This window comes from Amycolatopsis sp. NPDC000009, assembly GCF_055563465.1.
On record NZ_JBVHDI010000009.1, the window covers coordinates 1 to 21,213 of the forward strand.

Annotated in this window: 18 protein-coding genes; 9 read left to right on the forward strand and 9 right to left on the reverse strand. The window is 67.2% G+C overall.

What is annotated here, in order from left to right; translation table 11 throughout:
• Positions 1 to 158: 158 nt before the first annotated feature.
• Positions 159 to 680 (reverse strand): recombinase family protein, encoded by a 522-nt coding sequence (locus ACZ3HL_RS23560; protein ID WP_465534044.1) that lies wholly within the window; start codon positions 678 to 680, stop codon positions 159 to 161.
• Positions 681 to 835: 155 nt separating this feature from the next.
• Between ACZ3HL_RS23560 and ACZ3HL_RS23565 the strand changes: the two genes are divergently transcribed.
• A complete protein-coding gene (locus ACZ3HL_RS23565; RefSeq protein ID WP_465533679.1) occupies positions 836 to 973 on the forward strand; it encodes a hypothetical protein in 138 nt (45 codons plus the stop codon).
• Between the two features lie 831 nt (positions 974 to 1,804).
• Here the strand turns inward: ACZ3HL_RS23565 and ACZ3HL_RS23570 are convergent.
• The 3 genes from ACZ3HL_RS23570 to ACZ3HL_RS23580 form a co-directional block, all read right to left on the reverse strand.
• Positions 1,805 to 2,497, reverse strand: a complete 693-nt coding sequence (locus ACZ3HL_RS23570) for a hypothetical protein (RefSeq protein WP_465533681.1) — start codon at positions 2,495 to 2,497, stop codon at positions 1,805 to 1,807.
• Positions 2,494 to 2,907 (reverse strand): hypothetical protein, encoded by a 414-nt coding sequence (locus ACZ3HL_RS23575; protein WP_465533683.1) that lies wholly within the window; start codon positions 2,905 to 2,907, stop codon positions 2,494 to 2,496. The genes ACZ3HL_RS23570 and ACZ3HL_RS23575 overlap by 4 nt, the downstream gene beginning before the upstream one ends.
• A gap of 383 nt (positions 2,908 to 3,290) precedes the next feature.
• On the reverse strand, positions 3,291 to 7,667 hold the full coding sequence (locus tag ACZ3HL_RS23580) for a hypothetical protein (RefSeq protein WP_465533685.1): 4,377 nt from the start codon (positions 7,665 to 7,667) through the stop codon (positions 3,291 to 3,293).
• 459 nt (positions 7,668 to 8,126) lie between these two features.
• Here ACZ3HL_RS23580 and ACZ3HL_RS23585 point away from each other — a divergent pair, with 459 nt between their 5' ends.
• The 4 genes from ACZ3HL_RS23585 to ACZ3HL_RS23600 all read left to right on the forward strand — a co-directional run bounded on the left by ACZ3HL_RS23585 (position 8,127) and on the right by ACZ3HL_RS23600 (position 12,917).
• The gene (locus ACZ3HL_RS23585; protein ID WP_465533687.1) at positions 8,127 to 9,986 is read left to right on the forward strand and encodes a hypothetical protein; all 1,860 of its coding nucleotides are present in this window, start codon (positions 8,127 to 8,129) and stop codon (positions 9,984 to 9,986) included.
• 925 nt (positions 9,987 to 10,911) lie between these two features.
• Entirely contained in the window at positions 10,912 to 11,346 is a 435-nt protein-coding gene (locus ACZ3HL_RS23590; RefSeq protein WP_465533689.1) for a hypothetical protein, read from the forward strand.
• Positions 11,343 to 11,891 carry a hypothetical protein gene (locus ACZ3HL_RS23595; RefSeq protein ID WP_465533691.1) on the forward strand — a complete coding sequence of 183 codons (549 nt, stop codon included), beginning with the start codon at positions 11,343 to 11,345 and terminating at the stop codon, positions 11,889 to 11,891. The genes ACZ3HL_RS23590 and ACZ3HL_RS23595 overlap by 4 nt, the downstream gene beginning before the upstream one ends.
• A 333-nt stretch (positions 11,892 to 12,224) precedes the next feature.
• The gene (locus ACZ3HL_RS23600) at positions 12,225 to 12,917 is read left to right on the forward strand and encodes a hypothetical protein (RefSeq protein WP_465533693.1); all 693 of its coding nucleotides are present in this window, start codon (positions 12,225 to 12,227) and stop codon (positions 12,915 to 12,917) included.
• A 62-nt stretch (positions 12,918 to 12,979) separates the two neighbouring features.
• Here ACZ3HL_RS23600 and ACZ3HL_RS23605 read toward each other — a convergent pair whose 3' ends face one another.
• Positions 12,980 to 13,165 carry a hypothetical protein gene (locus tag ACZ3HL_RS23605; protein ID WP_465533695.1) on the reverse strand — a complete coding sequence of 62 codons (186 nt, stop codon included), beginning with the start codon at positions 13,163 to 13,165 and terminating at the stop codon, positions 12,980 to 12,982.
• Positions 13,166 to 13,639: 474 nt separating this feature from the next.
• Positions 13,640 to 14,104, reverse strand: coding sequence for a hypothetical protein (locus tag ACZ3HL_RS23610; protein ID WP_465533697.1), 465 nt, complete (start codon positions 14,102 to 14,104; stop codon positions 13,640 to 13,642).
• A gap of 958 nt (positions 14,105 to 15,062) precedes the next feature.
• On the opposite strand from ACZ3HL_RS23610, the gene ACZ3HL_RS23615 reads away from it, so the two are divergent.
• From ACZ3HL_RS23615 to ACZ3HL_RS23630, 4 genes are read left to right on the forward strand one after another with little or no spacing between them, the layout of a single operon-like run.
• Positions 15,063 to 16,385: a M20/M25/M40 family metallo-hydrolase gene (locus tag ACZ3HL_RS23615; protein WP_465411394.1), complete on the forward strand. Its 1,323-nt coding sequence runs from the start codon at positions 15,063 to 15,065 to the stop codon at positions 16,383 to 16,385.
• A complete protein-coding gene (locus ACZ3HL_RS23620; RefSeq protein WP_465533699.1) occupies positions 16,385 to 17,266 on the forward strand; it encodes an alpha/beta fold hydrolase in 882 nt (293 codons plus the stop codon). The genes ACZ3HL_RS23615 and ACZ3HL_RS23620 overlap by 1 nt, the downstream gene beginning before the upstream one ends.
• Before the next feature lie 40 nt (positions 17,267 to 17,306).
• The gene (locus ACZ3HL_RS23625) at positions 17,307 to 17,903 is read left to right on the forward strand and encodes a winged helix-turn-helix domain-containing protein (RefSeq protein ID WP_007029600.1); all 597 of its coding nucleotides are present in this window, start codon (positions 17,307 to 17,309) and stop codon (positions 17,901 to 17,903) included.
• Complete coding sequence (locus tag ACZ3HL_RS23630) at positions 17,904 to 18,650, forward strand: SRPBCC family protein (protein WP_465533701.1); 747 nt, start codon at positions 17,904 to 17,906, stop codon at positions 18,648 to 18,650.
• A 176-nt stretch (positions 18,651 to 18,826) separates the two neighbouring features.
• On the opposite strand, the gene ACZ3HL_RS23635 is transcribed toward ACZ3HL_RS23630, so the two are convergent.
• From ACZ3HL_RS23635 to ACZ3HL_RS23645, 3 genes are all read right to left on the reverse strand, one after another.
• Positions 18,827 to 19,048, reverse strand: coding sequence for a DUF5703 family protein (locus tag ACZ3HL_RS23635; protein WP_016334446.1), 222 nt, complete (start codon positions 19,046 to 19,048; stop codon positions 18,827 to 18,829).
• On the reverse strand, positions 19,045 to 20,058 hold the full coding sequence (locus ACZ3HL_RS23640) for a YncE family protein (protein WP_465533703.1): 1,014 nt from the start codon (positions 20,056 to 20,058) through the stop codon (positions 19,045 to 19,047). Before ACZ3HL_RS23640 ends, ACZ3HL_RS23635 begins: the two co-directional genes overlap by 4 nt.
• A gap of 113 nt (positions 20,059 to 20,171) precedes the next feature.
• The gene (locus ACZ3HL_RS23645; protein ID WP_465411388.1) at positions 20,172 to 21,137 is read right to left on the reverse strand and encodes an aldo/keto reductase; all 966 of its coding nucleotides are present in this window, start codon (positions 21,135 to 21,137) and stop codon (positions 20,172 to 20,174) included.
• Positions 21,138 to 21,213: the final 76 nt, after the last annotated feature.

Below are 21,213 nucleotides of genomic sequence, written 5' to 3' on the forward strand. Positions count from 1 at the left end.
TGCTCGGTGACTGTGGCGACGTGTACCTCTTCGTCTGTCCCACCTGCCCGGACCGGCCCGTCGCGGTCGAGTTCCAATGCGGCTGAGTGCTTGCGGGCCGCTTGTACTCGTCCCCGCTGGTCTGACCAGTCGCGGGACACGCGCCGCGTCCGGGGCGGTCAGGCGTTCACCTGCAGGGCGGCGAAGTCGTCGCGGGCCTGGTCGACGGCCTCGGGGTGGCGCTGGCGTCGCTCGTGGTCGGCGAGTGCCCGGTAGATGCTGGCGAGACTCGGGCTTTTGCCTTGGCGTTTGCCGGTGGGGATGTAGAGGTCGGCACGGATGCCCTCGACGGACTCGCCGTTCGCGCGGCGGCGGAGCACGGTGTGGAGCATGTCGTCGGTGATCACCGGCGGTCGTCCGCCGTGGTTTCCATTGCGCGCGGCGGCGTTGAGCCCCTCCAGTGTGGACTCCCGGATGGTTTCGCGGTCGGTTTCCGCCATCGCAGCGAAGAACCCGAACAGCATCCTCCCGGTGCCGGAAGGGTCGTAGATGCCGGGGATCGGCCCGGCGAGCATTTCCAGCAGGATCCCGTGCGCGGTGAGGTGATCGGACAGCGCGGTGAGTTCGGCGGAGTCGCGGCCATGGCGTTTCATCTCGTAGACGGTGAAGATGACCCGGCGATGCGGGGCGTGCGCCTTGATTTGCCGGGCGGCCTCGAACTGCGGCCGGACCGCGGATGCGGGTGGAGATCTTCTCGGCGAAGATCTTCTCGCGGGGGACGCCGTGGCCGACGAGGGCGTTGAGCTGGGACTGCAGTTCCTGGGTCAGGTGCGAGCAGCGGGCGTAGCCGATCCGGATGTCTGCGCTCGGAGCGATCGGCGCGGGCGGAGGCTTCCCCGGCCGCCACGGCTGTCCCGGCCCGCGGTCGGCCGGGGTGGGCACGCGCAGGTTCTTCGCCAGCCGGGGAACCTTGGCGAAGCGGCCGGTGTGGTAGCTCCCAGCGACCGCGCCCGACCGTGACCGGCACGGCGAGGCGGGCTCGGTCAGGCAGCGCGCGTACGGATGCCGCTCGACCTCGTCGGCATACCGTCCCGCGCCGTCGGCCGCGGTCGCGAAGCTGCGGCCCCGGGCCGCGCGGGTCCTGCCCGGCGAGTGAGGCCCGCCTACCGCACGCCGGAGCAGCTGGAGCGCTGGCACAAGCGGACCTGCGCGCGCTGCGGCCGGTTCGGCTTTTTCGCCGCGGTCTGGCCGGACGGGCCGGTCTGCCGCACCTGTGAATGCCGCGCCCTGCGCGTCTGCGGGCGCTGTCCCGAGTGCGGAGAGCACCGGCTCCTCTCTGGCCTCCGGCCTGCCGACGCCCTCGCGATCTGCACCGGCTGCGCCGATTTCCGCCCGTCCTACACCTGCTCGCGCTGCGGCCAGGAAAGCCAGCTGCGCGCGGGCCGCCTCTGCCTCCGCTGTCGACCGCAGAGGGTGCGAGCGGGCCGTGCCGGATCCTGTTTTGCGTTGCGTGGTTCTGGGCGCTGCTGAAGTCGACGTCATGTCGACGTCGCCGTTGCCGAGCCAGCATCAAGCCGACCGGGTGTCGCGTGGGGTGGCTTCCGTTGTGGCCGAGATCTGTTCTTTACGCGAGCGTGCGGTGTGCCGCTGGGCAGACGCTGCGCCGGATCAACTTGATCGCAGGCGAGGGAGGGAACGGCTGGAGGAACAGGATGAGATCATTGACCTTACTGATCGGAATCTGGACGGCGATTTCGCGGAGACGTCTGCCGAGTACGACCATCACCGAGCCTCAGAGCTGACCGTAACGGCCAACGGACTCGGATCAGCTGGCTTTCCAGATGGCGTGGTCGAGCTCCCAGGGGGTCTGGTCCAGCGCGGCTGCGGCCTCAGAGAGCAGCTGTCGCGCGACTAGGACATCGACGTGGCACCCGACTGTTAGACCCAGCCAGCGGAGCACCTTCCGGTCCGGCTTCACCTGTTCGTCGTCGCCGGCCAGCATCCAGAGGTATCTGAGCCGGATGTCGTGTTCGCCGTTTCCGGGGACGGTACGGAGTCGGCTTTCGACGGCGTCGAGCCGGGGGAGGTCGGCTAGGAGTGTGGTGACGTCGTCGAGTGTGTGCACGTCGGAGTCGGCGAGGATGTCGGCGTAGCGTACGGCGGCGTCCGCCTTGAGCACGCCGCCTCGTGTGCTGGTGCGGCCGCGGTTGTGCAGGATTTCGGCGGCGAGCCGGTCTGGCCCGAGGCGGCGGCCCAGTTGCGCCAGTGCGTCGACGGGCTGCTCGGCGACGGTACCGGCGACTGTTGCGAGGTCGGCTACGTTGACGAGGTGGGGGACGAGACCCTGGTGTTTGGCGTAGCGGTCGCAGACGGCGATCGTGCTGGTGTAGCGGGCGTTGATCGAGAAGACCGCGTCGAGCACGCATATCGGCAGGTGCGCCCACCGTCGGCTGCGGGGCTGGATGTCGAGTTCCGTGGCGGCTTCGATCAGGCGCTGCACGTGCGGGGCGGTGGTCATGGCTGTGGGGTGATGGGGCGGATGCGGAACAGCGTCAGCGGGAATCCACTGTCGACGAGGCTGCTGGCGTGATGACCGCCGCGGGCATCGACGAATTCCATGGTGGCCACGTGGTCGCTGGATAGAAAGGCGCCTTCGACCGCGCTCGTGTCACCGTCGCGAGCGATGCGCGACGACAGCTGTTGGCCCAGGTACTGCGCGAGGCTGTTGTGCCGCCCGGTCTCGGCGCCGCCGATCTCGAAGCCGAGTTCGCGGGCGACCTCGGGATACTTCGAATCCAGCGCGATGGCCACCTGGTAGGCCGTCGCGTACGGGCGGCCGAGGTGGTGGCCTGGCGGCTCAGGGGACACCTGCTGGAGAACGTCGACGACCTTCGCCAGCACCGACAGGCGATCCCACACACTTGTCACAGGCGTACCTTTCCGCGTGTTGATCGGACATCGGCAAGTCGCCGACCGCGGCTGCAGCGTTACTCGCGCGGGGTCCTCCACGCTGGTGCTCCCCGCTAGGCAGCGCGGGCTTCGTTACGCGAGCCCACTGTCGCCCCACCGCTCATCGATCAGCACGAGGTAGTCGGCCCGGCGAGGCCGATGACCGGCTCGTTGAGGCCCTGCCGCGGGGCCGGCCCTGCAGGACTATCCAGCCGTCGTTCAGCGACCGCCCGGCGCAGTGGTCGGCAGGCGAGTCTTGCCCTCGCCGCCCGGGGCCCAGACGAGATGCGGCGCTCGAAGCGAGTGAGAGCGCCTTCGGCCTGGGTGATTGGCTGCTGTTGCCAGGGTTGCGCGTGGCGTCATTACTGAGCCGGCGTTGCGCGCGGAACTGTGAGTACGTAGGGGTAGGTCCGGCGGGCTGCCGTGTTTTGGATGGTGGCGGCTTGTTGCTGTAGAAGAGTTTTCAGCTCAGATGACGAGCCGAGTTGATTTGCCCTGGACTTGCGGTAGTCATCGGTAGTCGTGGTATTCCATTCTTCGAGGGAGTACCAGCCGACCACGTAGACGCCTGCTGTGGTTTTCATGTTGGTGAGGTAGCGCTGGGCGAGTTGGGTATCTTGAGCAGCAAGGGTCTCCTTGTGCCAGGAGCCTTTGATTTCCAGGGGAATGCTGATGATCGGTGCTTCTGCGGTGTGGTCGTCGGGTGCGTGTGCGTTGATGACGATGTCGGGGCGTTCGCCAGAGTCGCCGGTGTCGGTGGGGCGGACCATGACTTCGCGGTTGACGACGATCCGGCTGTGTTCGAGCCGGAGTTTGAGTTCGTGCGCGAGGTAGGCGCCGAGCGCTCCTTCTGGCTTGGGGCGCCATCGTTCGCTGGGTTTTCCTTTGGGGGCGTTCTTGATGCGTTCGCAGTCCCAGAGCAGGTTCCCGTGCGTTGGGAGATCGGCTGCGATGCTGTCCAGTGCCTCGATGACGACTTCGGCCAGTTGTGTCGCGGTGCGGACCACGCGTCGGGAGCGGTTGTTGAGTAGTGCGGTGACCTCGTCGCTGGTGAGGTGGCCGACGGCTGCGGCTTGCGCGGCCTGGCGGGCGTCGAGCAAGGCGGCATGCACGTTGAGTTCTGCGGGGTAAGCGTGGACGAGTGACCGGAGTTGGTGAACAGCTTCGGGTGAGCCGTGGGCTGCTAGGCCGGACAGGATGTCGCGGCGCCAGTCATGTACCCGGCGTTCGGGGCTGACCCAGTTGAAGCCGGTCTGGTAGGTGTCGGTCTCGGGCGGGAACGCGGTGGTGAGCCAGCGATAGAGGTCGGCGAGGTCGGCTTCGTCCACGACTTCGAGGATCGTCGTGGTGTCCTCGCTGGAGGCGCAGGCAATCGCCAGATTCTGCGCGAACTGCTCTGAGGTGGCGACTGCCTGGCGGATCGTGGGCCAGTGTTGCGCGGCGTCGACGGCGAGGAGCGTGGCCCCCGCGGCGGTGGCCAGTTTGAGGTCGATGTCGCTTGCCGGTTCGGCGAGGTGGCTGGCTATGGTCCGTTCGGCGAGGTCGATGGCTTTGGGGTCACCAAAGCGCAAAGGCTGCCGCAGCAGGTTGGACCAGGTGAGCAGTGCAGCTTCATAAACACGTTCGTGAGCCGAGACGACGAGTGGGCCGTCGGTGGTTACCGACGGTTTGGGAAGGGGCGCATCGGGCGTCGTGTCTGGTGAGGTGTCTCGGAGTGCTGAGTGCAGTTCCTCCGCCAATGAGGTGAGGGTTGGTGTGAGCTGTGAAGGAAAGCCTGGCAGGACTACGGAGTGGGTGGCGTAGGTCAGATGGGTTCGGACGTACTGCTCGACGGCTGTCACCAGCTGTGTCGGTACGTGCTGGGCCGCGCGGCTGACGAGATCGTGGGCGAGATCGGGAACGGCGCCGAAGTGGTCGGAAAACGCCAGGATCGCCCCTACCCATCCTGCCCAGCGGTCGTCCGGGACGGTGGTGAGGCCAAAGCCGGTGTCGTTGTCGGCGGCATGAAGGGTGGCTAGGGCGGCGTATCCAGCGTAGGCGCGCCAGTCACTGGCGTTGGTTCCGAGCCATTCTTGATGGTGGTCGTGCTCGGTGGCAAGGTACCGCTGGGACGCCAGTCGCAGCTGATCGCGGAGCTCATCCGCGGGCCAGAGTGCTGCCCCAGGGTAGGTGCTGACGTCCCAGGAGGTGACGAACTCGTACTGCCCGGTGACCGGGTTGACCGTGAGGTCTTTGACTAGTTGCCAGTAGGAATCAGAGTCGCCCGCGACGGCACGGTTGAGCCGCTTGCGTTGAGCGGCGGCGAAGGTGTCGGCTTGCTGCCAGGCCGGCTCTTGTTCCTCCGCCGACGTGTCGGTGAGTGCGGTGTCGTTCCCGCTGGGCGTGAGTGCGAGCGCGAGGCGTTCGAAGGTTTCGGCCAGCTCTGGGGCGTCGACTTCGTAGTGCTGGGCTCGGCCTGCCGCCCATTGCGCGTCATCGGCGTCGAGTAGCCGTGTTCGGTCCGCTCGCTCGGTGCCTGAGGGCAGGACTTCTCCTACCTTCGGCAGATGCTGTCCCCAGCGGGATAGGACGGCCGTGCTGATCCAGTCGTCGTGGCTCGGGTCGCTGCTGGCGGGGGCGGCGCGGATGAGTTCTTCGGCCAGTTGCCGGCGGAGTGCTGTGGTGTGCGGGGGTTCGCCGCCATCGGGATCGCGCAGGTCGACAGCGGAGGGTAGCGGTATGCGGTCGCGGGACCGCAGAAACCGCAGCAGAATCCGGGCGATTCTGGGCAGGTACTGGTGTGGCTGTTCGGACGCCAGCACCCGGTCGACAATCGGGGCGACGAAGTCCCGCAGGCTGCGTACGTGGTCGCTGCTCAAGGAGAAGAGGTCAAGGGACGCTGCCGTGGGATCGGCCTCGTCGCTCTGATCATCGGCTGGGTGATCGGGCTGGTGTAGTCCGATTCCGTGCGCGTGGAGCGTGTGCTCGGTGTGGGTGAGCAGTGCCGGCAGGTCCTGCTCTGTGACGTCGAGCGGGAAGGTTCGGACTTGGATCAGGTGCATGCCGATGAAGTGGCGGGTGGTGACGGGCCGGATGTGGGGCAGTGCGGCAGCGAACGGCAAACGCTGAGGCCACAGGATCTGCAGAAGTGTCCCCACGAGTTCGCTCACGTGGTCCCATGCAGGCTGCTCGGAACCGGTCGCATCGTCCTGATCCGGAGTGAGCGTGGCCAGCAGGGTGACAAGACGGGGCGCGGCGGTGGCTGAAGAGGCGCTCATAGCGGCCTTCGCGGCGCTTTGCCGTAGCGCCACAGGCCAGGTATCCGTTTCCGCGATGTCGAGTAGCGGCTCAGCGAGTTCGGCCAGTCCGGAATCCTGGGCCAGGCGCACCGCCAGCCGAACGCGCGCAAGCCCGGTCCAGCCGTCACCGGGGGTGCCCGGTTCTGTTGTCAGTGCGGCGTTGAGCTGGCTGGCCAGACCAGGGTGGGAGAGGTGCCATCGCGCGCGCTGCCAGGACCTGTCTGTCAGTTCGATCCGGTCTGCGCGGTGGAGGAGCCCTTCGACCAGCAGGGCGCGGATTTCTGGGTCGGTGATGGTGGCACTGTGGCTGACCAGGCTTTCGGGGTCCGCGATGGCCAGCCATCGTGTCTGGGCGGGGGCGTGGGCCAGCAGCCACGCTGCGGTTTCGCGCAGATGCTCAGGGATGGCGGCGGTGTCTTCATCGGGAGCGCTCACCAGGAACAGCCCAGAGAGCTGCGGGGTCGGAATGGGCGCGGGAGCGGTGAGCCTCGCGGCGAGGTACCGAGCAGTGAGGAACGCGGCGAAGGAGGAGTGCGCGAACATCGCGGTGTTCCGAGTGGTGCGGGAAAACAGGGCGGTGGCGAGTGTTTCGTTGACTCGCGGTTTGGTGACCTCGAACGTGCCCGCACCGGCAGATTCCTCGTCGCCGATGACCGCACCGACCGGTACCGCCTGATCGGACTGGTCACCGACGAACCCGGTATAGATGGTGCGCCGGCCACTGAGCAGCAGATGCGCGGCAATGCGCGTGGCGATCGCCAGCCGCTGTTCCCGGGTCGTGGTGACTTGTGCGGGGTTCCGGTCGCCGTCGTGTTCGTCAGCCAGCGCGGCGAGCCCTTGCTCGAACAGCCGTTTCGGGCCGGTCTGGAGTACAGCAGGGTCCTTAGCGGAGGCCGACAACAAGACCTTCAGCGTGAGCGGGACGCTGGCCAGGACACCGGCAGCGTTGGCCACCACGGTGTCGAGAAACGACGGGGCGTCTGTTCCGACGCTGGCCACCAACTCCTCGGCGTCCTCCCGGGTCAGCGGTGCGAGATCGCCCACCACACAGGACTTCAGCGCGTCATCGAGGATCCGGGTGAGTTCGTGGCGATACTCCGCGGTGCGGCACGCGATCCAGATCCGTAGCCGCTGAGTGTTCCGCGTAGCGAGCTTGTGTTTCAGCCACTTCGGAAATTGATGCAGGAATGGGCTCTCGTCAAGTTGATCAATGATGAGCAGCACGTCGCCGTCGGCGATCGAGGGAAGCGCGTCAAGGTAAACCCCGACAACCTCCTGGGCGGACCTCGCATCTGCGAGTTCCGAGCCAGTCACCCAGATTGTTCCTGGCTCTCCAGGTAGCGGAAGTTCGGTCTGGTCGTGGTCCAAGCTGTGCTGTTTGAAGGTGGTGGTCTTGCCCGATCCCGGCTCGCCCAGCAACACCCACGCGCGTGACAGCTCGCTTCGCTCGGCCGAAGCCACTCGGCCTCTTGCCCGCCAGGCCGCGGAAGGAATCCATCCACATCCAGCGTGAAAGGCGGATCGTCACCGTCATCTGAGGAGCGACGACGGACCCACCGCTCAACAACCACGCCGAAGTCCACCGGCTGCACCACCCCATATCCCTGCCCTGTTCCCCGTGAACAGGCACGCCGCATGCTACAAGCGGACGGGGCCCGTCGGTCGTCGGCGATGCCCGACGCAGGCCGGATTCCGATGGCTCTTCACTCTGCAGTGAAGGCGACGGCTCCACGACGCGATAGCCGGGGGAACCTCGAAGCCCTCCTCGGGCACAGCACCAGTGTCGCCGACCGGCCGCATCGCCGATCCTCCGTCCGATCCAGGCGTCGGCCGCGCGACACTGCAGACGCTCTACCTCAATGGACACGGCGGTTCGTACCCGACGACACGGACATCTCGCACCACACGGGAAGATGGGGCATGACGGCTTTCGATCTGGAACGCGCACGGCGGGCTCTGCGGCGACGCGACGCCGAGGCATTGCTAGGGGAGCGGGAATGTGCGTGGCTCGATGTGAAGGACGGCATCTACCGTCTGGACCAGCCCAAAGGGGCCGACGAGCTGGCCAAGGACGTGGCGGCGTTCGCGAATACGCCGCACGGCGGCCTGTTGCTGGTGGGCTTCTCCGCCCGGAAGGAACACGGCGAAGAGATCGTCGAGGCTCTCAACCCGGTTCCCCACAAGCTGGTCAACCTCGATCAGCACCGTCAGGTCATCGCCGCCCGGGTGCTGCCCGCCCTACGAGAGGTGACGGTCGAATGGATCGATCGCGGCAACGAGACCGGAGTGCTTGTCATCGACATTCCGGCCCAGCCGCGATCAAGCCAGCTATTCGCCATTCCGGCCCCGACCGGAACCGCCGAGGTGAGCAAGACCGCCGTCTCCGTCCCGGTGCGGGACGGAGACGGCACCCGGTGGCTGCGGCCGCACGAAATCCGGCACCTCATCGGCCTGGGCTACGCCAACTCCGGAGACGGTGACGACAAGCTCGCCGCCGTCCTCGCGGCCATCCAGGCTCCGCGCGACGAGCAGCCGAAGTACCCAGTCGGTGGCACCGATCCCCGCTGGAGCGGAGTGCTCCGGAAGGCTGTCAGCGACCTCGCCGAGATGCACTTTGTGCTGGGCAATCCTGTCTCCGATGCCGACTCGATCGGCCCGGGCGTGGCGCAGCACTTCCGGGAGCCGGGACAAGAGGCCGGCTGGGTTCTGTGCGCTCAGCCCCAGTACCGGCCCGTGGCGGTCGCCGAGGAGATCTGGCTGGCGCTGCGTGAGCAGGGAAGCGGCGCTCCGGACGGCGATGCACTGGGTGCGCTCGGGTTCCCGTCAGGAGTTTCGGCGTTCGTGCGCATCGTGGGTCGTGATGCTCAGACGGTGCGGTTGTCCGGCGGGCGCTGGGGCCGCGGCCGACTGTTGCGCTGGCCCGACCCACGTGGGCGTCACTGGCGGTGGGAACCTGACCCGACGCCCAGCACGACGACGTCGATGGCGACGCGTTCCTGGACCGGTTCGCTGAATCCGCCGCAGTTGCGGGCGCGGGTACTGGCGATCCTGCCCTTCGCCGACGCTGACTACGCCAAGCTCACCCCGGGCGCGCTAGACGAGGCGCTTCCCCTGATGCCGTCCAGCGCGCTGGGGAGATTCACCACGAGCCTGTCGTCCTGGCGTGGCGGGAAATTGACCCCGAGCACGTGGGTCCCGGGTACCCATGGCAACGCCAGCGACCGGCTGAGCCAGATCAGCTCGATCACCGCCCCAGACGGGGAGCCCGCGTTGTCCGCCGAAGTGATGATGACCCTGCCATCGGCGTCGCACGGTTCCGCGGTCGTCACGTGCGCCGAGGTCCGTGTCGAGAACTTCCATGCGTGGGCACGAGCCTTGAACGATCCGGTGGCAGATCTGCGATGGTCGGTGGGCGAGCTGGTCGAGTTCTTCGAGGCTGCCTGGGTCACCGCGGCAGAGATGCTGCCCCCGCTGATCGACCCTGGCGGACACGGTCTCATTGCGCAAAGCTTCTGGGGTGGGGTCCCGCGGATGGAACTGTCGATCAGCGCCGAGGCGCCGCATAATCACGGGTCCGGTCGACAACTGCTTCTGGCCGATGTCCTCGACTTGGACCCTTTGGGACACAGTGATCGCCGTGACCAGCTGACCGAGTTGTTCGTCTCGGTGCCCTCGGCGCCTGGGCTGAATCCGGCCTCACGACGTCACCTGATCCAGTCGGTAATGGTGGAGATGGCGCATCGCTACGGTTTCATGCAAGCCCAAGAGAACGTCTTCTAACCGGTGACTATGAGCGAGTCATGGACTCGCCGTCACACGAACTCCTCGACCCCTAATCTCTCTATGGTAGCCGGATGCGGTGGCCGCTGACCACGTCGGACACCCGCGCTGGGACAACGTGACCATCGACGACGTCTCCAACTAACGACTTCCAGAGCTCACCGCTACTGCATGAGCTGAAAATTCCTTGACGACGTGCGTTTGTGACTGTGGGAGCTACAGGCCGGTGTGCGCGCTGCCGTCCTGGCGCACCAACGTCATTCCCGCCATGCCGTGATAGCTGCACCAGCGCATTTCCAGGTCCGCCTGGATGATCTCCCCGGCGAGACGGGCTCGGCGAAAGCGAGCCCGTGCTGTGGACCGCGATACACGGTCACTCTGACCTCGGTCACACACTCGGGACACGGCATCGCCGCCTCGACGATCATGCCGACGAAGTTCGCGGTTCCGCCGTGCTCGCTGCTCAGTGCAAACATCTCCAGCGCTGCGAGCGGCAGAGCTGTAGACGGTGTGGGCCGGGGCGGGCGGCTACTGCCGCTGCTTCCAGTCGAGGTCCTCGGGCTCGGCCAGCCCAGCCTCGATTGCCCGCATGACTAGCTCGTGGGTAAGCGGCGTGGGCGATATCCCCAGTTCCGCGTGAATTTCGCGACCACATGATCGACATCCCGGGACGGTAGTCGCGGCCGGCCGCCGCCCCCGACGCGCCTCACCGGGCTACACACTGCCTGGTCGGGACCTGGCTCACGGCTGCAGTCGCCAGCGGCCAGAGCTAGCCTGCGGAGTGCGAGCCGGCGGCCGCGGCTGATCGTTACCTGCGGTGTGGAACGAACTCGCCTTGCCCGGCGACTATCCACACAGCCCGCGTCGCTTACCGACAGGAACGGCAGGGTTGCTACGACCGTCCCGACGCGGCAGAGGAGCATCGGTGGATCTCTCCACGTTGAACAACGATCAGGTCCACGCGGTCGCCGCCCATCTCGCGGTGGCCGAAGCGATCGTCCGAACCAGGCGTCCGGCCGAGGTGATCTCCGAAGGTCGTCGTTACCGGCTGCGTCTGGACGGGAAACTCGCGCAGGTGACCGCGCGCCGGACAGGGGAGTGGCAGGTCTCCGACGCCACCCGGCCGCTGCTGGACGACACCGAGGTCCTGGTGCTGGTGGACTTCATCCCGGAGCTGCCGGAGTTCTATGTGATGCCCGCGGAGTGGTTCCGCGCGGACGTCGAGCAACGCTATGCGGCGTTCATGAACCGGGTCGGCACGCGGCCCCGTAACCCGGACAGCAAGCACCACAGCGTGCACACCGCCGACGTCGAGCAGTGGCGCGGCAGGTGGGCAGTCGTAGCCAGGGAGGCGAGGTGAGCGAGCTGGAACCTCAGGCTGTGGATGCCGACGAGTCCGAGGAGGACTACCGGGACAAGTCCCCGTCGGCAGGACGGATGGGAAAGGCTGTGGAGTACCTGGTGGCGTCGGCGTGCATTCTCGCGTCCCGCGGTGAGCTGAATGCGGCCACGTCGCTGGTGGACGATGAAGGCGTTGATCTGGTGTTCAACCGTCGCGGCAGCTCTGCCACGCTGGCGGTGCAGGTCAAGTCTCGGATGTCGAATAGTAAACGGGTCCAGGCAGGGGCATTCGTGGCGTTCGTCCGCTCGCAGACGTTCCGGCCACGTCCCGATCTGGACCTGCTGTTCGTGGCGGTGGATATCACCGAGGCGCGCTTGATGACGGCGTGGCTGGTGCCGAGTGAGGACTTCGCCGCGCAGGCCGGCGCGCCGAACAGCCGGGGACGCCTGCGGTTCAACGCCTCTCTCAAGCCGGGCTCGCGCGATCGCTGGCACCGGTATCGGCTCAGCCCCGCTGAACTCGCTCCGCGGGTGCTGGAGCGGCTTGCCGAGCGCGGCGACTGAAGGACGATCCTTCATCGGGCGAGCGGGTGATCATGTCAGCCGGGTGAACCAGCACGTGTCGGTCACCCCGCAAGGCAGAGCTCACGGTTCGGAGTTGGCCTCCATTTTGCGAGTCCGCGGTAACCGCTGCTCGGCGTGAACTGGAAACCGGGTAAGTCACAGCGGTACGCCCGAAGGATTCCGGCCCTGCGGTTCCGTGCTCGAATGCCCGCGCAGGTCGTTCCCCGCGACGACTTTTCATGAGAAGTGACGCGAGCGCGTTGTCAGTCGATCGGGGCCTCCTGCTCAGCGCGTTGCGCATCACACATCGGCGAGATAGGGCACGATGGCGAGGTGGCGACCTCAGTTGAGACAAGCACGACAACCGGTGCCGAGCTGCTGTACCTGTCAGTAGACCTTGGTGAGCGGCCATCTCTGGAGGATTACGAGCGGAACGTCACCGCACTGCTGACCTTAGCTCGCTACGCTACAGCTATTACACCTTTGCGTGTTGGGGACTCACCGGCAGGGGGAGCGCTGCCGCCAGCTCGAATCAGCGTTGTACGGACGTCCCTGGCCAGCCCGTGGATAACCGTGCTCGGCGATCTTGCGCGCACTTCCGCGCCGGTTGGCTACGGGGTGACCGCGCTCTACGCATTGCACCGCTTGCTTGAACTGATTATGACGTGGCAACGGCATCGCCAGGACATCGCAGAGCGGGAGCTACAACTGAAAGATCTGCATAGCCAACTACTTCACGAGAGGCTGGAGCGGGTAAGCCGCCTATACACCGAGAGCTCCGGTATCGAGTCACCTCGTCCGGAGACCACTCCCAAGGGCGTCACCCGGCTACGCAAGTGGCAAGCACCCGACGAGAACAGCCCAACGTCAGAAGAAAAGACAGGGGCTGAAGGCGATCCCCTTGGCGATCGCAACCCACATCTGGAGACGGTCAACCAGGCCGCCAACGACCTCGGCGAGATCAAAACTGTCGAGCTGATTCCGCCGGACGACTCACGCGCGACCGGGACCACTGCCAACGACTAGCGCGCGCCCGTAATACGCAGGCTTTAGAACCGGAACGTCGCCACTACGCCGGCCGCTGCTAGTCAACCCCGGAAACGGCGCTTCATGGCATAGGTGCGTCGGCCGGTGAAGTCGGTGACCACGAAGCGGTCTTGTGCGAACCTGTCTGCCAGCTCAGTGATGAACGGCCGGAGATCGGCCTGGCCACGGACGGCCACACCGACCTCGTCGTGGTCGCGCACCTTGCCACCGACCAGACGCGCCGACACGAGACGCGCCGTGTGACACCTACGCTCCGTTCCCCTCGTGGCGAGTCGACTGGTCACCTCGCTCGGCTCGTACCGAGTGCTCCGGGGTCGTAGCCCTCCCGCAAGCCCAAGCCCACCATGATCCCCATGGGCGGGGCGTTGTGCGGCGACGTGATCCAGCCAGTCTCGGTAGCTAGCCTTCGAACGGCCGCCCAACATCGCGGTACGTCCGGGACCCCGTGCGTCATGCTGGGATCCCGATGAAGCTCGATCTCGGTCACCGGCTCGTCGGCACCACCGAAGATCAAGGCGTTCACCGGCCAGTCATGGTTGCGGGCGAAGTTCTTCAAGATGGTCTGAATCGAGTCGAACGACCTCGCCGGTGATCGCATGGAACAGGTCCACGCGTCGTCCGCGGTCGCGACCTCGACATACCTGGACGCGGTCAACACCCTCGAACTCGCTGGGCCAGCGCGAGATCCTGTTCGCGCGTGGTCATGGCCGCCCGCTGCCGACGTCGAGCGGACGCGGGATCGCCGCGCGGCGTGGCCGTGGTGATCGTCGTCCGGCGACGCGCCAGGCCGGCGGGTGGGTTCGGTTGAAGGTGTCGGTGAAGCCGCGGAGGGCTTGTTTGGCGGCGCGGTCGTCGGGTGCCTGGCCTGTGCTGCGTTCGGCCCAGTAGACCAGCGCGTTGATGGTCTGCCGGATGGTGTCGGGCCGGTACCTGGGGTAGGCGTCAGTGCCTCGGTCGTCGGTGTCGTCCCAGCGTGCGATCTGGTCGTCGACGTACTCCAGGACCTTGGCGGCCGTGATCGCGTTCGTGCCGGTCTGGTAGCCGCGAAGGTGGCACCAGTGCTGGTAGTGCGCGAGGCGTGCGCGGTAGCAGCTGAGCGTCTTGTCGGAGTACTGACGCAGCATGGACGGGCGAAGTTCCGTTTCGGAACGCGAGGACCTGGACACACCCCCAGAATGCCAGGAATGTCAGCCCAGGTCATGCCGCTAATCCTGTTTCGAGGTTTGCTTCAGAAGGCTCGATAATCGCTACATCAATATGTGGGGGATACCCACAGGTATCACCCACATATGGGTTGCGAGAGGTCGGTGACGGAGCCGGGCAAAGGTCTGGCCAGCAGGGCCAATCTAAGCACAGCTTCGTAAGTAGCCCAGGAAGGATGGCCGCAGACATCGGACCTTTCTGGCGGCTGTCCGCGTGATGTCCTCAGTTTCGAGGTGGAGGTGTGAACATCGCTGTGCCCGGCCATCCCATTTTCCGTTTCAGTCGAGAACTATTTCCGAAAACTACGGTACCGCATTCTTCGGTGACTCAATCGAAGCAAGCGACGACGGGTTGAGAATCGTTGATTCGGTGGGACCTTGCGCAGGCCAGTTGAAGAGGAGCAGCAGCTCGCGCTGCTATTGGCATCGCATCGTCGATGCGATTACCCACGAGATTCCGTTCAGGCTGTCCGGACCCAATCCAGCGCGGAGAGCTGGGCCCTCTGTGGGCCGGAGGACGTTCAGCTCGCTTCGGCTCTAACCGGTCCTGATCAGGCCAAACGCGCTACGGCCCGTCGGAGTCTGCCGTGGGCCCCGGCAGACTCCGGGGCGCTGTGATCGGCCGGCTGCGCGGCCGCAGCTGAGGCGAGGCTAATGCTTGCGGTCTCGGCCTCCGCAGGAGTGTCGCGTTCGAACAAGCGGATGCCGCGCCCGGCTCGTTCCATGGGCAGGCATGGTTCATGCGCGGACCGGTCCGCGAGGCCTCAGCTGGAGCTGTCGGAGCACGTACTGCATCGAGCTCTGGCGGGGGTTTCCGAGCAGTGTGCCGTCGCCACTCCGCGGAGGGGGAGTGGGCGGTCACACGCTGTCCACCCAGCGGTGGCAACGGGTCGGCGGGCTCCACCAGTGGTAGGAATGCCTGGTGACCGAACCGAATTTGATCGAAGCAGCCGCCGAAGAGGCAGTCACCCTCACCAGTGAACTGATCCGCATCGACACCACCAACACGGGTGACCCCGACACGCTGGTCGGTGAACGCGCCGCGGCGGAGTACGTCGCCGAGAAGCTCACCGACGCGGGCTACGAGATCACCTATGTCGAGTCCGGCGGCAAGAACCGCCACAACGTGATCGTCCGGCTGCCGGGCGCCGACCCGTCGCGCGGCGCGCTCCTGATCCACGGTCACCTCGACGCCGTTCCCGCCGACGCTTCGGAGTGGTCGGTGCACCCGTTCTCCGGCGCGATCCAGGACGACTACGTGTGGGGCCGCGGCGCGGTCGACATGAAGGACATGTGCGGTATGGCGCTCGCGCTGGCCCGCCACTACAAGATCAACGGCATCGTCCCGCCGCGTGACCTCGTCTTCGCGTTCCTCGCCGACGAGGAGGCGGGCGGCAAGTACGGGGCACAGTGGCTGGTCGAGAACCGGCCCGAACTGTTCGAAGGCGTCACCGAGGCGATCAGCGAGGTCGGCGGCTTCTCGATCACGCTGAAGGACAACGTCCGCGCGTACCTCATCGAGACGGCCGAAAAGGGCATCCGCTGGATGAAGCTGCGGGTGCGCGGCACCGCCGGCCACGGCTCGATGATCCACCGCGACAACGCCGTCACCAAGCTGTCCGAGGCCGTCGCCAGGCTGGGCAACCACCGCTTCCCGCTGGTCATGACCGACTCCGTCCGCGAGTTCCTGGACGGCGTCACCGAGATCACCGGCTGGGACTTCCCCGAGGACGACATCGAGGGATCCGTTGCCAAACTCGGCAACATCTCCCGGATGATCGGCGCGACCCTGCGCGACACGGCGAACCCGACGATGCTCACCGCGGGCTACAAGTCGAACGTCATCCCGTCCGTCGCGGAGGCTTCGGTCGACTGCCGGATCCTCCCCGGCAGGCTCGAGGCGTTCAACGCCGAACTCGAGGAGATCCTCGGTCCGGACATCGAGAAGGAATGGATGGAGCTGCCGCCGGTCGAGACGACCTTCGACGGTGCCCTCGTCGACGCGATGACCAACGCGGTCCTCGCCGAGGACCCGGGCGCCCGCACGCTCCCGTACATGCTCTCCGGCGGAACCGACGCGAAGTCGTTCCAGTCGCTGGGGATCCGCAACTTCGGGTTCGCCCCGCTGCAGCTGCCCGCGGACCTCGACTTCTCCGCGCTGTTCCACGGGGTCGACGAGCGGGTCCCGGTCGACGCGCTGAAGTTCGGCGTGCGGGTACTCGACCGCTTCCTCCGCTCTGCCTGATGCCCGGTCTGCTGGCCGCAGACGGGACACCCCTGCACTTCGAGCGCTGGGGTGATCCGTCGGCGCCGGTGACCGTGGTGCTCCTCCACGGGTACGCCCTCGACAGGCGAAGCTGGCGTGCCATCGCGCCGGTGCTGGCCGAGGCGTCCCCGGAGGAACCACTGGCGGTGGTGGCCTACGACCAGCGAGGCCACGGCGAATCCGGTGCGGTCCGGGCTTCGTCGGCGACCATGGGGAAACTCGCCGACGATCTGGCCGAGGTCCTGGACAAGGTGGTTCCCGGCGGCAAGGTGGTACTGGTCGGCCACGACATGGGCGGACTCGCGATCCTGTCGCTCGCCCAGCGCCATCCGGACGTCTTCGCGGCGAGGGTGGCGGGAATCGGGTTGCTCGCCACGTCGGCGGGCGGCGTCACGCCGGACGCGATCTGGCCGAACGCGCTCGGGAAGCTCGGCCGGGACCTGGAGATCGTCTTCGGGACGAAGCTGATCGGCCTGGTGCGGGAGCATACGAGCAAGGCGGTGACCGCCGGTCTGCGGTGGTGGCTCTTCGGCGACGACCCGGTGCCCGCCGACGTCGAACTGACCGTGCGGATGATCCGCGGCAACTGGCCCCAGACGGTCTCCGCGTTCCGCCCCGCGCTGGACGCCTACACGCGGGAATCGGCGTTGTCGCAGGTCGGAGCGGTTCCGGTGACGGCGATCGTGGGAGAGCGGGACAAGCTCGTGCCGACGGCGGACGTCGAGGAGCTGGCGGGCGCGGTGGAGAACGGGACGGCCGTGGTGCTTCCAGGCGTCGGGCATGTCGTACCCCTCGAAGCGGCTCCGCAGGTGATTCCCCGCCTTCTCGCGCTGACGAACCAGGCTCGCCGACAAGCCTGACTGTCTTGACAAAATCTATTTTCGGTGACACCGTTCCGGCATGTTCTCCGTTGCGGTGATCGAGGACGCGGAAGCGGCCGAAGTGTCGCTGGATCCGGTCCGGGCCAGGCTGCTCGCCGAACTCGCCGAGCCGGCGTCGGCCACGATGCTGGCCGCGCGGGTCGATCTGCCGAGACAGAAGGTGAACTACCACCTTCGCGCGCTCGAAAAGCACGGACTGGTCGAGCTCGTCGAGGAGCGGCGGAAGGGCAACGTCACCGAGCGCATGATGCGTGCGACGGCGTCGTCGTACGTCATCTCGCCGACGGCGCTCTCGGCCGTGCAACCCGATCCGGCCCAGTCGCCGGACCGCCTGTCCGCACGCTGGCTGCTCGCCGTGGCGGGCAGGCTGGTGCGCGACGTCGGCCTGCTGATCACCGGAGCGACCAAGGCTCGCAAACGGGTCGCGACCTTCGCGATCGACGGCGAGGTGCGGTTCTCCTCCGCCGCGGACCGGGCCGCCTTCGCCGAAGAGCTGACCGTCGCGATCACGAACCTGGTGAGCAAGTACCACGACGAAGGCGCCGAACAGGGCCGCGACCACCGGATCGTCGTCGCCGTCCACCCGAGCGTCCGCACCGAGCCCGAGGAGCGCTGAATGGGCCACGAATTCGAGATCACCGACCGGGTCGAGGTCGACGCGACACCGGAACAGGTTTGGGACGCCATCGCGACCGGGCCGGGGATCACCTCCTGGTTCATGGGCCGCAACGAGGTCGACGGAGGCGTCGGAGGAACGGTGAAAACCGCTTTCGGCGGCTTCGAACCCACCTCGGCGATCACGTCGTGGGACCCGCTGGAACGGCTCGTCTATGGCACGGAACCCGCGCCGGACGGACGTTTCGTCGCCTACGAGTTCCTCATCGAGGGCCGCTCCGGCGGCAGCACCGTGCTGCGGACCGTGACGAGCGGTTTCCTGCCCGGCGACGACTGGGAAGACGAGTTCGAGGCGATGACCGCGGGCGGTCAGCTGTTCCTCCGCACCCTGGTCGAGTACCTCAACCGTTTCGCCGGCCGGAAGGCCCTTCCGGTGACGGTGTTCGGGCCGATGATCGGAGACTGGGACAGCGCGTGGCTGACGCTGGGGCGGGAGCTCGGTCTCGCCGGGCGACCGGAGACGGGGGACCGGGTCCGGCTGTCCATCGGGCCGGTGTCCACTGTGGACGGCGAGGTCTATTTCGCGAACGCGCAGACGGTCGGGATCCGCACCGCGGACGCGTTACTGAGGTTCGTCCGCGGCTTCGGCGGGCCGATGTGCGCGATGCATCACCTGTTCGGCCACGTCGACTCCGCGGAACAGGACGCGCTCTGGGCCGAGTGGCTCGGCCGGGTGTTCAAGGGCTGAAGGGGCCTTTCACCGCTTCGCACGATGCCCAGAGCGCTTTGCCCGGGGCTCATGAGTGGTAATGATCGTTCTAACCGTCTTTGCCACTCACGACCACATATATCGGGCGCCCAATCGATACGAAGTGTCCCTTGTGGACATTTCGCGTGAGGGTCTGGCCAACAGCGTCCTTCAGCTCAGGTGATGAGGCCGGGCAGCGGTGTGGCGGTGCGCTTGCGGCGCAACCACACCCTTCGCGTCCCATCGGAGTAGAGCCGGACGGTCGACAGCTCCCAACCGGCGAACTCGGCGTGGATCGACAGCTGCGTCGCCGCCGCCCGCCGGGAAACACCGGGCGGAAGCTGCAACCGCCGGTACTCCCAATCCCCTTCGACCACCGCCTCGTCCACCACTGTCATGGCGTGATCACCTGGATCCCTTCTCCGATGGCCGAGCCGACGACCACGCGGCCGCTCTGCTCGTCGACGGTGACCGAATCTGGCTGCCGCACGGTGGGGAACCGGTGCTTCTCGATCGGTTCTCCGCCGCGGACGTCGAAACCGACGACCTCGTTGCGTTCGGTGAGCGTGACCCAGGCGAGGCCACGGGTGCGGTCGTAGGCGATGCCGTACGCCCCGCCGGGAACGGGATAGCGCTGGCGCAGCAGCAACGGCGTCGTGGAGAACGCCAGCAGGGCGCCCGCCCGCGCGTCGGTGACGAAGACGCGGCCGAGATCGTCGGTGACGGCGTTGGCCGCGCCGTCGCCCGCCCGCAGGCCCTCGCCGATCTTGCCCTCGTCGAGGTCGACGGCGAACAGGGCGGTGCGGAGCTTGTCGAGCACGACCACGCCGTCACCGGTGTTCAGCACGTCGTCGGCGCTGTAGATCTGGCCGGTGATGGTCTTCGGTGCCGCGTTCTTCGACAGCACCTCGACGGCCTTGCGGTCCCGCACCGAGACCAGCGTCGCGTCGCCGTCGGCGAGACCGGCCGACGGCTGTCCCGCGACGGGGACGGTCTCCAGCGCGCCGCCGGGCAGGGAGACCTTCGCCAGCAGGCTCTTGCCGGGGACGCTGGCGAGCACCTGGGACCCGGAGACGGTGAGCCGCTCGGCGGGGCCCGGCAAGGCCACAGTCGTCTTCGGTGCGTCCAGTGCCGCGAGATCGTAGATCCGCAGCGAAGGCGGCTCCGAAACCGCGACGACCAGCGTCTTGCTCGCCTCGTCGGTCACCAGCGCCTTCACGCCAGGCACCGCGAACACCGACCCCACGGGCTTGACGCTCACAGCGGGGGAGACCGCCGCGGTCGCCGCGACGGGGTTCTGCACGATCTGCAAGGTGTCGTTCGGCGTGTCGTCCGTACTGCAGGACGAGAGCACCAGGACACCGGCGAGCGGGATCGCGATCCGGGAAACGGCGGACAGCCGACCCACCTTGGTGCCTCCACCTGCTACTCGTCGTACGGACCTGTCCAGCATCCTCCAGGAACTCCGCCACGTCACGTCCGCGTCACCCAACAGTCACCTAATCCAGTATTCGAGACGGCTCAGAGGCCGCGTTCCGGGTATCCGACCTCGATCGCGCTGACGTCGTCGAGCGCCGAACGGATGGCGGGCGGGAGGGTGATCTCCTCGGCCGTGAGCGAACCGGTCAGCTGACCGGTGTCACGGGCTCCGACCACGGGCGCGACCACTCCGGGCCGGTCACGGACCCAGGCCAGCGCGACGGCCAGCGGCGAGGTCCCGAGGCCGTCCGCGGCCGTCGCGACCGCCTGCACGATCCGGGCCGCGCGATCGGTCCGGTGATGTTCGACATAGCCGGCGAAGACACTCGAAGCGCCGCGCGAATCGGCGGGGGTCCCGGTGCGGTACTTGCCGGTGAGCACGCCCCGGCCGAGCGGTGCCCACGGCAGGAGCCCGATGCCGTGGTGCTCGGCGGCCGGGACGACTTCGCGATCGACGCCGCGCTCCAGCAACGAGTACTCGACCTGCGTCGAAACCAGCGGAGCCGCGGCGGAACTGCGGGCCGCGGCGGTCGCCAGCTGCCAGCCCGAGTAGTTGGAGACACCGACGTAGCGGACCTTCCCGCTGGTCACGGCGTATTCGAGGGCGGCGAGCGTCTCGTCGACCGGCACGGTGGTGTCCCAGGCGTGCAGCTGCCACAGGTCGATGTGATCGGTGCCGAGCCGCCGGAGCGAGCCGTCGAGCGCGCTCAGGAGGGCGCCGCGCGAGGCGCCGCCGCCGAACGGACCGTCAGTGCGGCGGGCCACGGCCTTGGTCGCGAGCACGATGTCGTCCCGGGGAACGAGGTCGCCGAGCAGCGCCCCGAGGACGCGTTCGCTCTCGCCCTCGCCGTAGATGTCGGCGGTGTCCACCAGGGTGCCCCCGGCGTCGACGAACGCGACCAGCTGGCTGGCCGCCTCCTCCGAGTCGGTGTCGCCACCCCACGTCATGGTCCCGAGGGCCATCCGCGAGACCCGAAGTCCCGACCGGCCGAGCTGTCGCTTTTCCACGACGGGCGAGCCTAGCCGGAAGGCAAGTGCGAGAGGCGGAGCAGGTGAGCGTGTCGTGATCGAGTACCACCGTGCG

What these genes read in the sequence shown, in the direction of transcription:
- ACZ3HL_RS23565 (WP_465533679.1), top strand. Translation starts at nt 836, where the DNA reads ATGTCTGCGCTCGGAGCGATCGGCGCGGGCGGAGGCTTCCCCGGCCGC.
- ACZ3HL_RS23570 (WP_465533681.1), bottom strand. Translation starts at nt 2,497, where the DNA reads ATGACCACCGCCCCGCACGTGCAGCGCCTGATCGAAGCCGCCACGGAA.
- ACZ3HL_RS23585 (WP_465533687.1), top strand. Translation starts at nt 8,127, where the DNA reads ATGACGGCTTTCGATCTGGAACGCGCACGGCGGGCTCTGCGGCGACGC.
- ACZ3HL_RS23620 (WP_465533699.1), top strand. Translation starts at nt 16,385, where the DNA reads ATGCCCGGTCTGCTGGCCGCAGACGGGACACCCCTGCACTTCGAGCGC.
- ACZ3HL_RS23625 (WP_007029600.1), top strand. Translation starts at nt 17,307, where the DNA reads ATGTTCTCCGTTGCGGTGATCGAGGACGCGGAAGCGGCCGAAGTGTCG.
- ACZ3HL_RS23630 (WP_465533701.1), top strand. Translation starts at nt 17,904, where the DNA reads ATGGGCCACGAATTCGAGATCACCGACCGGGTCGAGGTCGACGCGACA.
- ACZ3HL_RS23635 (WP_016334446.1), bottom strand. Translation starts at nt 19,048, where the DNA reads ATGACAGTGGTGGACGAGGCGGTGGTCGAAGGGGATTGGGAGTACCGG.